The organism is Streptomyces lydicamycinicus (assembly GCF_000829715.2).
Taxonomy (GTDB): Bacteria; Actinomycetota; Actinomycetes; order Streptomycetales; family Streptomycetaceae; genus Streptomyces; species Streptomyces lydicamycinicus.
Window position 1 is genome coordinate 357,336 of record NZ_BBNO01000007.1, and the last position, 11,888, is coordinate 369,223.

Here is an 11,888-nt window from a genome sequence, read left to right on the forward strand (position 1 = left end):
CCCCCGGGGGCGGCATCGAGGGTGCCGCGGGCGATCTCAAGGCGATGTCTTGCGACCGGTGGCTTGGTGGCAGCGTGACTGCTCGCGGCCGGCCCGAGGAGCCAAGGAGACGTCCCGATGAAGTGCCTGCGCGTCCGCGCTGTGGTGAGTGTGGTGGCCCTGGGGCTGCTGGCCGGCTGCGGCGACGGCCGGGACACCGTCCACGCCTCCGGCATGCCGCAGCCGCCGGCCCATGCCGCGGACGCCCGCAACGGACAGCCCCGGGTGGTGCCGCCCCGCGGACCGCGCTCGTCCTTCACCGTGTTCCGTCCGACCGGGGGCGGGACCCGGGTCGTGACGACGAAGTGGCACGGCCGCAAGTCCGGTTTCACCGGCGGCATATGGGCCTGGGTGCCGCCGGAGTACCACCAGGCGCGCTACGCCAGGAGCGGCTTCCCGGTGCTGATCGCGCTGCCCGGTGCCTACGGCTTTCCGTTCAACTACTGGGCGGGGGAGGCCTTCGCGCTGGAGGAGCGGATCGCGAAGTGGTCGCGGCAGGGCCGGACGCTGCCGTTCATCGTCGTGATGCCGGTGCTCAATCCGGGCCGGACGTACTACGACGGCAGCGACATCCCCGGGCAGCCCAAGATGGGCACCTGGCTGACCGAGGACGTGCCGGACTTCGCGCGGGCCAACTTCCGTACGTACGACAGCCGTGACGGCTGGGCCTTCATGGGTTCCTCGTCCGGTGGCTTCGCCGCGCTGAAAGCCGTCCTCAAGGAACCGCAGAAGTTCAAGGCGGCCGTCGTCAACGGCCCTGACACCGCGCCGGATTCACCGCTGTGGCAGGGGCACCCGGCGGAGATGCGCGCCAACGACCCACGCCATCTGGCCCGTCGGCTGGCCGCGCGCAAGGACTTGCCGGTCTATCTCGCCTTCGAGCTCGGGAGAAAGGAGGCGGCGGTACCCGATGTGAAGCGCTTCATCAAGGAGTACACCGGCGGGCCGGTCCATTCCACGCTCTTCGAGATACCGGACGGCGTGCACAGTGGCCACACCTACATCCGGCGGATGGCCGAGTCGCTGCACTGGATCAGCCGGCGGATGCGGGGCCCCGAACCGTCCGCGTGACGCACCGTCGCCCGGCCGGGCGCACGACGGGGACTCCTGTTGCCGCAACCGGGCCACCGGCAAGAATTGTCCGTGACCCGGCACGTGGGCACGGCCGGTGTCCGTGTGGTGCCCAGGCCGAAGGAGAACTGTGCGGAATCTGCGAGCTGTCGGCCTGGTGCTGGCCGGTACGGCTCTGCTGGCAGGCAGCTTCACGGCGGGCAGCCGGTGGCTGACGGACCGGGATGCGACCAGTGAGGTGGACGGGACGTCCGACACCGTCCCGCGCGACGAGATCGCCCGCTCGATCTCGGGCCATCTGTCGCTTCCGGTGATCCCCAGGGGACCGCGCTCGGTCGACTGCGCGAAGGACCTGCGGGCCGTCAAGGGGGCCCGGACCCAGTGCACGGCCCACTATCTGCGGGGCACCGACCGGGACATGACCGTACGGGGCGTACGCGTCCGCGGCGGCGAGATCACCTATGTCCATGACGCGCCCCATCGCTGACCTTTGCTGAACCCGGTTGCACGTTGCGTTCGCTACGGCGCAGGGGGCAGCGCGTCAACGGTCCGTCAGGAAGCGGGCGGTCCGGTTGCGCCGTCAGGACCGGCATCAACGCCCAATGGACCCAAAGTGGGCCTTTGTTGAATCTGCTTCAGATGCTGCAACTGTTCAGATCGCCGTTGGACGACGGGTGTTGCTGTGATGCTAAGATCATCGCACTTGCCAACCGGGTAGTCACCTGCTAAGGCAAGAAAGAAATTCCGCGCATTGGCCTAAGAAAACCGCCACCCCGGGGAGAACTATGCCATTAGCCGGCCCTTCGATGGCTTTCTGGCAGGCGACTGTGCGCGGCCGTACACGTATGTCTGGGGCCGTGGGTGATTCTCTGCGTCGCGGCCAGGCATACGACACCTGGTGGCTCCGTCGTCCGAAGAGAGTCTTATGACGCAATATTTCCAGGATCCAGCTTTCTGGGGATTGATCGCTGGTACCCCTGTTGCTGCAACCGCGGTTATTCGCGGCAGAATGAAGATCGCGGATCTTCGAAAAGAAAAGGCCGAGCTCAAGCAGCACTACGCCAATCTTGAAGATCACTACACGGAGGCCGTCGAAGAGGCCAAGGACCGGGCCGAAGAGGCAACCAAGACGACCCTGAAGGCCGCCATGCGGACCCTCCAGGGGCTGGCCAGCGAACAGCAGCTGGCGATTTCCAAGCTCCAGGAAACCTATGGCGAGCACAAGATCCTTCAGGATCTGCTCGACATCGACCACATGAACTCGCAGTTCGCGCGACGTGCCCAGTCCATCGCCGTGCTCTGTGACGGCTGGCTCGGCCGGCGCCGGCACAATGCCTCGCTCTACGATGTGGTCCGCAGCGCCAAGGGCCGTATTCGCCATTTCACCCGCGTCGAGATCCGGTCCCAGAGTAATTTCGCCATCGTGAGCCGCGCGGTGGAACCGGTTGCGCTGGTGCTTGCCGAACTGCTGGACAACGCCACCAGCTATTCGGCGCCGGAAACGATGATCGAGATCAATATCCGGCCGGTGCCCAAGGGCGTCTGCATCATCGTCGACGACGCCGGTGTCGGTATGAACGAGGAGGAGAAGGCACGGGCCGCTCAGCTGCTGTCGAGCGAGAATGCGGCCAGTGTCTCCAGCCTCGGTAACCCGCCGCAGTTCGGATTCACGGTCATGGGTGTGCTCGCCGCCCGCTACGGCTTCAGCGTATCGGTGGATTCGACCTCTCCCTACGGTGGCGTGCGCGCGGTCGTCCTGCTCCCCGACGATCTACTGACGTCTCTGCACGAGCCCGAGGAGAGCCCTGCCGTGGCCGCGTCCGCTCCGTTGCCGCCTGAGAACGCCCCTGGTCACCCGGCCCATGGCACCCCGGCGCCGGCCGCGCCCGGATACCCGCCGGCCGGCCCTCCGGCTCCCGGCCCGTCGCCGCTGGGACAGCCGTCCGGTGCCCGTCCGGTCCCCGAGACCACGGCCGGCGGTCTGCCGAAGCGCCGCCGCCGCGGGGCGATTTCCATCGTGCCGACCGAATCCGAGAGCACGGAAACCCCGGTGCGTGACAGCGCAAAAGCGGCGTCCGTCATGGGCGCATTCCAGCGCGGCACGCAGTCCGGCCGACGTTCCACCAATGCAAGCAGTGAAGGGCCTGAGGTTCAGTGAACTACGATCTGTCGTGGATGCTTGACAGTGCTCTGGAATTGCCGGAAGCGCAGCATGCCATCCTCGTCTCCGCGGACGGTCTGCTCATGGCCCGTTCGAAGGACGTCGGCCGGGACCACGCCGATACCGTCGCCGCGGCCATGAGCGGAATGCAGTCGCTGAGCCGTACGGTCGCCGACTTCTGCCACGGCGGTGCGCCTGCCAACCGGCCGCAATGGCGGCAGACACTCGTCGAGTTCGACCATGGCTGGGTCTTTCTGATCTCGGCCGGCGAAGGCGCCTATCTCGCGGTTTCGGCGTCGCCCGATGTCGACATGGCAGAGATCACGTTCCGTATGCAACAGCTGGTGGGCCAGCTCGGTAAGGCACTGACCAGTCCGCCTCGTGAGAGGGCTGATATCCAGCCATGACCACTGACGACGAGCCGGAGCTGGAACACGAAGCAGCGGAATTAGTACGGCCGTACGTCATCACCAACGGCCGCGATCTTCTTGACGGCAGTGACTTCTCGCTGATCACCCTGGTCACCGTGCACGCGGATCCACCGCGCACGAAACCCCTCGATCCGGAGAAGCTCAGCCTGCTGGAGCTGTGTTCGGGGGGTTTCCTCTCGATCGCCGAGATAGCCGGGCACACCCGGCTGCCGGTGGGCGTCGTCAAGATTCTGGTGTCCGATCTCGCGCGCGAGGGATATCTCTTCTCCCGCGCGCCCATACCTACCGCTCAGCTTGTCGACCGGCAAATCCTAGAGGAGGTGCTGAATGGGCTCCAGGCTCGCTTTGGATGACGGCGTGTACCTGCGCAATTCAGTGCAGACCGCGGCAAAGATCCTCGTGGTCGGACACTTCGCCGTGGGGAAGACGACATTCATCGGCACCATGTCCGAGATTCCGCCGCTGCGGACCGAAGAGATAATGACCCAGGCGGGCGCCGGAATTGACGACCCGAAAGGCGCGCCCGATAAGACCACCACCACGGTCGCCATGGACTTCGGCCGGCTCACGCTCAGCGAGAAGCTGGTCCTCTACCTGTTCGGAACACCCGGCCAGCAGCGCTTCGTTCAGGTGTGGGAGGACATGACGCGTGGTGCGCTCGGGGCGCTGGTCCTGGTCGACCCCCAGCGGCTCGACGAGTCGTTCCCTGTCATGGACCTGGTGGAACACTACGGAATCCCCTACGCCATCGCCGTGAACCGCTTCGACGGGACGCCTGCGCACTCGCTCGACGAGATCCGGGAGGCTCTGGACCTGCTTCCCGAGACGCCTGTGGTCAGTTGTGACGCACGGGACCAACGTTCCTCGGCCGATTCACTGATCGCACTCGTCCGATATCTCCAGTCCCGCCTCAACTAGGAGTTCAGGCATGCAATCTCACTCGGAATTCCAGAGCCCGCCGCCCGGCTGCCCCGCACACGCCGGCGGCGAAAGGGCGCCCCTGCACGGGCCGGAGTTCGCCGCGGCGCCGGAAGCCTTCTACGACATGCTGCGGCAGTACGGACCCACCGCGCCCGTCGAGCTGGCTCCCGGAGTGGAGGCCGAACTCGTCACGGAGTACGCCACGGCGCTCCATGTCCTTCAGAACCCGGACACGTTCGCGCGGGATTCCCGCCGCTGGCGCGCGCTGAACGAGGGGCGTGTTCCGCTGGACAGCCCCGTGCTGCCGATGATGATGTACCGGCCGAATTGCATGTTCTCGGACGGTGCGGAGCATCTGAGGCTGCGTCAGGCAGTGACGGAGAGCTTCGGACGTCTGGACATGCACCGGGTGAGCAGGCATGTCGACCGCGTCGCGGCGTACCTCACCGACCAGTTCAGTGCCCGGGGCAAGGCCGATCTGATCAGCGACTATGCGCAGCTGCTGCCGCTGCTGGTCTTCAACGATCTCTTCGGCTGCCCGGCGGAGATCGGCGACCGGCTGATCAGTGCCATCTCCAACCTCTTCGACGGGGTCGATGCGGAGCGGGCCAACGAGGTCATGGCGGGCGCCCTGTTCGAGCTGGTGGCCCTGAAGCGCGTCACGCCGGGTGAGGACATCACCTCGTGGCTGATGCAGCACCCGTCGCGGCTGACCGACGAGGAGATGGTCCATCAGCTCGCCCTGCTCATCGGGGCCGGCACCGAGCCGGTGCAGAACCTCATCGCCAACGCGCTGCGGCTGCTGCTGTCCGACGAGCAGTTCGCCGGCGGCGGTGGCGATCTCCTCGTCGAGGACGCCATCAACGAGGTGCTGTGGAACAGCCCGCCGATCGCCAACTACGCGACCCACTACCCCGTGCACGAGGTGGAGCTCTCCGGGAACAAGCTGGCAGCCGGAACCCCGGTGCTGGTCAGCTTCGCGGCGGCCAACGGGGACCCCAGCCTGTCCGCGACCCGGCAGACGTTCAGCAAGCGGGCCCATCTGGCCTGGGGAGCCGGGCCGCATGCCTGCCCGGCGAAGGATCCCGCGCTGCTGATCTCCATACGGGCGATCGAGAAGCTGCTGAACACGCTGCCCGACATCGAGCTGGGCGTGCCGGCCGAGACGCTGACCTGGCGGCCCGGTCCGTTCCACCGGGCGCTCAACGCGCTGCCCGCGCGCTTCACCCCCGTACGCAGCGAGCGGCGGGGCCAGCAGCCCGGCGCGGCGGCCGGTCCGGGCGGGGATGCCCGCAACCGGGGGCAGCAGAACAAGCCGCAAAAGGGAAGCTGGTGGAGCGGATTCCTCAGCTGGTGGCGGGTGTGATGTTCACGACAGCTTGAATGTCCGTGCGTCGCATGAACGTTCGGCAGTAGGGGTATGCAGGGCAGGCGACTTATTGAGTGATCTTCCGAAAGAAGGTGTCGCCTTGCAGCCCGCCCTGGCCGCTGCCCCCATTGACCGACGCAGTGTGGTTTCGCTTTTTTCCCGTCTGCGCACGGCCGATGGCCAGTCGAATTCATTGCCGTTGTACGCGAAACTCAGGGCGATGGGGGATATCGTTCAGGCGCCCTGGGGAGGCTACTTGGCGACCTCGTACGGGCTGTGTCATCAGCTTTTGCGAAGTAGATCCTGGCGGGTCCCGGACAGCGCCTGGCGGGCCCGCCAGGACGATGCGGCCCGCTGGAACGCCTCTGCGTCACGCCAGATGGGTGACACCCTGCCGATGCTCAACCCACCGCACCACACACAGGTGCGGCGCTCGTTGGGCAACGTTTTCGACCGTAAATCCCTGGCCGACATGAAGAGTTCGGTCGAGCAGACGACGAGCCGGCTGCTCGACCGTTTCGAAGAAGAACTCGCGTACGGCCCGGCCGATTTCTGCGCCCTGGTCAGTGAAGAACTTCCGGTGATCACCATCGGTGAATGGCTGAAAATCCCGCCCGCCGACTATGCGCTGCTGCGTTCGCTCACCCATGACCAGGTGTACACCCAGGAATTGTTTCCGACGCCGAGTCAACTCGCGCTCTCTGATGAATCGACTCGCCAATTGCGGGAGTATTTCACTGCCTTGGTGAGTGAACGAAGGCGAAAACCGGGCAATGATCCGGTCTCGTCATGGCTGCGCGTCTGGGACGCACAGGAGCCCGACCGGGAAGCCGCCGGCGAGGCGGTCTACGCCCTCACGCTGTTCATGGTCCTGGCGGCACTGGAGACGACCGCACATGTCCTGTCCAGCGCGGTCCGGCTGCTCCTGGAGCACCCCCGCCAGCTGAACTGGCTGCGGGTCCACCCCGAGCAGATACCGGACGCGGTCGACGAGGTGCTCCGCTACGACGCCCCGATCCACATGATCAGCCGGGTGGCTCCCGAGGACACCGAACTCGCCGGGGTGACCGTCCGCAAGAACGAGATGGTGCAGCTCATGGTCGGTGCCGCCCATCACGACCCGAACCACTACGCCGCCCCGGAGGACTTTGACATCCGCCGTCGGGCGTCCCATCTCAGCTTCGGCGGGGGGATTCACTTCTGCCTGGGCAACGCGCTGGCCCGTATGGAGGCGGACTGCCTGCTCACCGCGCTGCTGGAGCGGCTGCCGGGGCTGCGGATCGGCGCCCCGCCCCTCTGGGAGCCCCGGGTGGCCTTCCGCCGCATGATCACACTTCCGGTTGTCCGTGGCTGACATCGGCGGGCACCGGTCTCCCGCACAGCGGAACAACGAAACAAGGAACACCATGATCCACGACTTCAAGTCCCTCCTCGTGACACAGGAAGGGCCCGTCCTCACGGTGCAGTTGAACAGCGCCGAGACAGGTAACGCCATCTGCGGTGAGATGCTCGACGAGCTTCTCACCGTACTGGGCGCCCTGGACGACGACTCCGGTATCAGGGTCCTGGTCTTCTCCGGCGCGGGCGAGGACTTCTGTCTGGGCGGTGACCGCGCGGAATTCCCCGCTCTGCTCGCCGAGGACCCCAGCGGGGTGGGGCTGCGCGCCCTCGGGAACAAGGCGCGCCGGGTGTGCGATGCCCTGGCGAGCACCGACGCGGTGACCATCGCGCGGCTGCACGGCGGGGTGGTCGGGGCCGGCGTGGGGCTGGCGGTCTTCTGCGATCTGCGGGTCGGCGCGGACACCTGCCGCTTCCGGCTGCCGGAGCTGGGGCTGGGGGTGCCGCCCGCCTGGGGCGGGATCATGCCGCGGCTGCTGCACGAGGTGGGCGCGGCGAGGATCCGTGAGCTGATATTGACCGCCGACAACTTCGACGCCACGACCGCGCAGGAGCTGTCCATCCTGCACAAGGTCGTCCCGGAGGAGCAGCTCGACCGTGCCGTCACGCAGTGGATCAAGCCGCTGGTCCGCCGGTCCCCCTCGGCTCTGCGGACCGCGAAGCTGATGCTGAACGCCTACGCCAACGTCAACCGCCTCGCGGACGCCACCCTGTTCGACGCCGAGCTGCTGTCCTCCGCGCTGACCGTCGCCGCCTCCACCCGGCGCTGAGCCGCCGGCCGCGGCGCGGGCCCGTCCCACGGCCCGCGCCGCGGCGTCCGGACCCCGCGCCGTCCCCGTAGGCCGGATCAGTCCCCGGCGCCCGCGACCGCTTCCCGGTGCTGTGCCGCCAACTCCAGATACATGGCCGCGTTGAGCTTGATGGTCTCGCGCTCCTCGTCGGTCAGCTGCCGCTTGACCTTCGCCGGCACCCCGGCGACCAGCGAACCGGGCGGGACCTGCATGCCCTGGGGGACCAGCGCCTGTGCGGCGACCAGCGAGCCGGCGCCGATGTGCGCGCCGTTCAGCACCGTGGCACCCATCCCGATCAGGACATCGTCCTCGACCGTGCAGCCGTGCAGCACCGCGTTGTGCCCGACCGAGACCCGTGCGCCGACGGTCACCGGGAAGCCGGGATCGACATGGACCGTGCAGTTGTCCTGGATGTTGCTGTCGGCGCCGAGCGCGATCGGACCGCAGTCAGCCCGCAGCACCGTGTGGTACCAGACGCTGGTGCCCGGAGCCATCGTGACCTCGCCGAGCACGACGGACGTGGGGGCGGTGAACGCCTTCTGATCGATCTTCGGCTCCTTGCCGCCCACCGGTGAAATCAACGCCCGTGCCGTCATCCTGGACCTCCTCGTCGTTCTGCGCCGCGCCGACAGCACCGTAGACGACGGGCGGCTGCGGGCGGTGCCGGACGCCGGTGGGGCGAAGATCACAGCCCGTGGCGGGGCCGTCCGGCCGCGGGCTGAGTACGGTGTCCGAGTGCCGATAAACCAGAACGTGTTCTCGTCTGTCGCGGCCTGGCGGCGCCGGGCCGTGTCGCGCGCCGTCCACCGTGGCGCGCGCTGGGTGCGCGAGGCCGCGGCCGTGACGGCCGAGCGCCCGGGCCCGTACCGCTTCCGCCGGATCGGCACCGGCACCCGGCTCGCCTACCCGCAGGGCACGGTCTTCGGTGACCCGTGGATCGAGCTCGGCGACCACTGCATCATCGCCCAGGACGTGACGCTGACGGCGGGCATGATGCCGGACCTCGATCTCGGTGCGGAGCCGATCCTCACACTGGGAAACGGTGTGGTGCTGGGCCGCGGCAGCCATGTGATCGCCGATGTCCGGCTGACGATCGGCGATGACTGCTTCTTCGGTCCCGGCGTCTATGTGACCACCACCAACCACAGTTATGACGACCCCGAGGTGCCGGTCGGCAAGCAGTGGCCGCGCAGTGACCCGGTCGCCATCGGCCCCGGCGGCTGGATCGGGACCGGTGCGGTGATCCTGCCCGGGGCGCGGCTGGGCCGGAATGTGGTGGTCGCGGCCGGGGCGGTGGTGCGTGGTGAGGTCCCCGACCACGCGGTGGTCGCCGGCGCGCCCGCCCGGATCGTCCGGCGCTGGGACCCGCGGCAGGGCTGGCAGCCGCCGCTGCGCACACCGGCGCCGGTGCCGATCCCCGAGGGCGTCACCCCGGAGCAGCTGGTCGCGCTGGAGGAGTGGCAGGCGGCGCAGTCCGGCGAGGCGTACGAGTCGTCCTGATCCGGCGTCAGGCGCGGCGGAGCGCCGACGGCCCCGATGTGGTCAGCCGCCGGAGGCGAGCAGGGCCGAGCCGACCAGGGCGAGGGAGGCGCCGGCCGTCTGGACGGCCCGCAGCCGCTCCTTGAGGATGCCGAGTGCGGCGAGCGTGGTGACGACCGGGTAGAGGGAGGCGAGCACCGCGGCGATGGTGACCGGTCCGCTCTGCGCGGCGAGGGCGTAGGTGCCGTTCGCGGCGACATCGGCGATACCGACGAAGCCGAGTGCGGGCAGCGCGTCCCGGAGGGCCGGCAGCCCGCCCTCGGGCAGGGCCGGGGTGCCGCGCCGCACCGACGCGTACAGCGCGACGCCGCCGACCGCGACATTGCACAGCCGCTGGACGAACAGGGCGAGAAAGAGCCCGGTCACGGTCGTTGACGCCTCCGAGATCAGCGCCATCACCGCGCCGAAGCCGAGCGCCGAGATCACCGTCAGTGCGATCGTCCGCCGGGCCACCGAGGCGCCGCTGATCCGCGGGCCGCCGGCCAGCACGACACCGACCACGGCCACCAGCATGCCGGTGACCTGGAGCAGCCCCGGCCGCTCACCTGCCACGATCCCGACGCCGAGCGGGACGAGCACGGTGCCGAACGAGGCGAGCGGGGAGACCACGCCCATCGGGCCGAGCGCCAGCGCGCGGTAGAAGCAGAGCATGGCGGTGGGGCCGACGACACCCGCTCCGACCGCGAACCACAGCTGCGGCCCGGCCTCCCGCCAGCCGCCGGTGGCCAGCACGATGGCGCCCAGCACGACGGCGGCCAGGGCCTGGGAGACCACCACTACGGTCAGCGCCTGGAGGCGTCGGGTGAGCAGTCCGCCGCCGAAGTCGGCGAGCCCCCACAGCAGGCTGGTGGCCAGGGCGAAGACCGCTGTCATGGTGAAACCTCGCAGTACAGTGAACCGGACGCTGAAGTACAGCACACCGTAGTGCAGCAGACTGTACTGGGGTATCGAATATATTGGCCTCGACTTGGACGGACCGTGACGGATCTCGACCAGCTCACGCAGTCGCTCGCCCGCAATCTCAAGCACTGGCGCGCCGAGCGCGGCTTCACCCTCGATGCGCTGGCGGCCCGCGCCGGTGTCAGCCGCGGCATGATCATCCAGATTGAGCAGGCCCGTACGAACCCCAGCGTGGGGACCACTGTCAAGATCGCCGACGCGCTCGGCGTCAGCATCACCACGCTCCTTGACTACGAACAGGGCCCGCAGGTACGCATCGTGACCCCTCAGGAGGCGGTCCGGCTCTGGTCCACCGACGCCGGCAGTTTCACCTCGCTCCTGGTAGGCGCTGAGGCACCCGGCCCCTACGAACTGTGGGACTGGCGGCTGATGCCCGGCGACGGCAGCACCTCCGATCCGCATCCGCCCGGCACCGTCGAACTGCTGCATGTCCGGGCCGGCACGCTGACGCTGGTCGTGGACGGCGAGGAGCACGAGGTGCCCGCCGGTGCCTCGGCGACCTTCGAGGCCAAGGTCGCGCACGGCTACCGCAACGACGGCACGGAACCGGTCGAGATGACCATGTCGGTGATCATCCCGCCCGTACGCTGAGACGGCCCGCCGCCGGGCCGTCCCGGCTGTTAGCTTGGCGGGCATGCCCGTCCCGATGGATGCTTTTGACGAGGTCCGGCCCGCCGTCGAGTGCCTGGACCTGCTGCCCGAGCCGGTGGCCGCCGCGATCCGTGCCTGGGGCGGCTCCGTGCCCGTCGAGGAGCTGCGCCACGTCGACACGGATCCGGCGATCGCCGACACCGCGCCGCTCGTCGAGCGCTACGGCCCCTGGCTCCTGGAACAGTCGGCGAACTGTGTGGTGGTGGCCGGCAAGCGCGGCGGCGAGACCACCCTGGCCGCCTGTGTCGTCCTCTCGCACACCCGCGTCGACGTCAACGGGGTGGTACGCCGTCAACTGGGCGCTCGCAAGGCGTCGTTCGCGCCGATGGACAAGGCCGTCGGCGACAGCGGGATGGAGTATGGCGGCATCACCCCGATCGGCCTGCCCGCCGACTGGCCGCTGTTCGTGGACGCCGCCGTCGTCGACACCCCCTACGCCCTGATCGGCAGCGGCAGCCGCCGCGGCAAGCTCATCGTCCCCGGCAAGGCCCTGGCCGAACTGCCGGGCGCGACGGTGTTGGAGGGGCTGGGGATCGCCTGAGGGCTGCGCGCCCGGC

14 protein-coding genes are annotated in these 11,888 nt (G+C 68.6%); 12 read left to right on the forward strand and 2 right to left on the reverse strand.

All coding sequences use genetic code 11. The features are described 5' to 3' along the window. Nucleotides 1–117 precede the first annotated feature (117 nt). The 9 genes from TU31_RS24050 (at nucleotide 118) to TU31_RS24090 (ending at nucleotide 8,160) form a co-directional block, all read left to right on the forward strand. On the forward strand, nucleotides 118–1,110 hold the full coding sequence (locus TU31_RS24050) for an alpha/beta hydrolase (protein WP_042158144.1): 993 nt from the start codon (nucleotides 118–120) through the stop codon (nucleotides 1,108–1,110). Between the two features lie 130 nt (nucleotides 1,111–1,240). After that, a complete protein-coding gene (locus TU31_RS24055) occupies nucleotides 1,241–1,597 on the forward strand; it encodes a DUF4333 domain-containing protein (protein ID WP_042158145.1) in 357 nt (118 codons plus the stop codon). A gap of 438 nt (nucleotides 1,598–2,035) precedes the next feature. Then, nucleotides 2,036–3,268, forward strand: coding sequence for an ATP-binding protein (locus TU31_RS24060; protein WP_042158147.1), 1,233 nt, complete (start codon nucleotides 2,036–2,038; stop codon nucleotides 3,266–3,268). Beyond that, entirely contained in the window at nucleotides 3,265–3,678 is a 414-nt protein-coding gene (locus TU31_RS24065; protein WP_042158148.1) for a roadblock/LC7 domain-containing protein, read from the forward strand. Before TU31_RS24060 ends, TU31_RS24065 begins: the two co-directional genes overlap by 4 nt. Then, nucleotides 3,675–4,055, forward strand: coding sequence for a DUF742 domain-containing protein (locus tag TU31_RS24070; protein WP_042158149.1), 381 nt, complete (start codon nucleotides 3,675–3,677; stop codon nucleotides 4,053–4,055). Before TU31_RS24065 ends, TU31_RS24070 begins: the two co-directional genes overlap by 4 nt. Next, nucleotides 4,030–4,620 carry a GTP-binding protein gene (locus TU31_RS24075; protein ID WP_042158150.1) on the forward strand — a complete coding sequence of 197 codons (591 nt, stop codon included), beginning with the start codon at nucleotides 4,030–4,032 and terminating at the stop codon, nucleotides 4,618–4,620. Before TU31_RS24070 ends, TU31_RS24075 begins: the two co-directional genes overlap by 26 nt. A 10-nt stretch (nucleotides 4,621–4,630) precedes the next feature. Continuing rightward, on the forward strand, nucleotides 4,631–5,989 hold the full coding sequence (locus TU31_RS24080) for a cytochrome P450 (protein WP_042158151.1): 1,359 nt from the start codon (nucleotides 4,631–4,633) through the stop codon (nucleotides 5,987–5,989). 103 nt (nucleotides 5,990–6,092) lie between these two features. Next, nucleotides 6,093–7,346: a cytochrome P450 gene (locus tag TU31_RS24085; RefSeq protein ID WP_042158153.1), complete on the forward strand. Its 1,254-nt coding sequence runs from the start codon at nucleotides 6,093–6,095 to the stop codon at nucleotides 7,344–7,346. 52 nt (nucleotides 7,347–7,398) lie between these two features. Next, nucleotides 7,399–8,160 (forward strand): enoyl-CoA hydratase/isomerase family protein, encoded by a 762-nt coding sequence (locus TU31_RS24090; RefSeq protein WP_042158155.1) that lies wholly within the window; start codon nucleotides 7,399–7,401, stop codon nucleotides 8,158–8,160. 77 nt (nucleotides 8,161–8,237) lie between these two features. Here the strand turns inward: TU31_RS24090 and TU31_RS24095 are convergent, their stop codons facing one another. Further along, nucleotides 8,238–8,777: a gamma carbonic anhydrase family protein gene (locus tag TU31_RS24095; protein ID WP_042158156.1), complete on the reverse strand. Its 540-nt coding sequence runs from the start codon at nucleotides 8,775–8,777 to the stop codon at nucleotides 8,238–8,240. Between the two features lie 139 nt (nucleotides 8,778–8,916). Here TU31_RS24095 and TU31_RS24100 point away from each other — a divergent pair, with 139 nt between their 5' ends. Then, nucleotides 8,917–9,681 (forward strand): acyltransferase, encoded by a 765-nt coding sequence (locus tag TU31_RS24100; RefSeq protein ID WP_042158157.1) that lies wholly within the window; start codon nucleotides 8,917–8,919, stop codon nucleotides 9,679–9,681. 42 nt (nucleotides 9,682–9,723) lie between these two features. Here TU31_RS24100 and TU31_RS24105 read toward each other — a convergent pair whose 3' ends face one another. Further along, nucleotides 9,724–10,593, reverse strand: coding sequence for a DMT family transporter (locus tag TU31_RS24105; RefSeq protein WP_042158158.1), 870 nt, complete (start codon nucleotides 10,591–10,593; stop codon nucleotides 9,724–9,726). Between the two features lie 105 nt (nucleotides 10,594–10,698). On the opposite strand from TU31_RS24105, the gene TU31_RS24110 reads away from it, so the two are divergent. Together TU31_RS24110 and TU31_RS24115 are read left to right on the forward strand one after the other, a co-directional pair. Beyond that, on the forward strand, nucleotides 10,699–11,271 hold the full coding sequence (locus TU31_RS24110) for an XRE family transcriptional regulator (RefSeq protein ID WP_042158159.1): 573 nt from the start codon (nucleotides 10,699–10,701) through the stop codon (nucleotides 11,269–11,271). Nucleotides 11,272–11,314: 43 nt separating this feature from the next. Further along, nucleotides 11,315–11,872 (forward strand): YbaK/EbsC family protein, encoded by a 558-nt coding sequence (locus TU31_RS24115; RefSeq protein WP_042158886.1) that lies wholly within the window; start codon nucleotides 11,315–11,317, stop codon nucleotides 11,870–11,872. The last annotated feature ends 16 nt before the right edge of the window (nucleotides 11,873–11,888 follow it).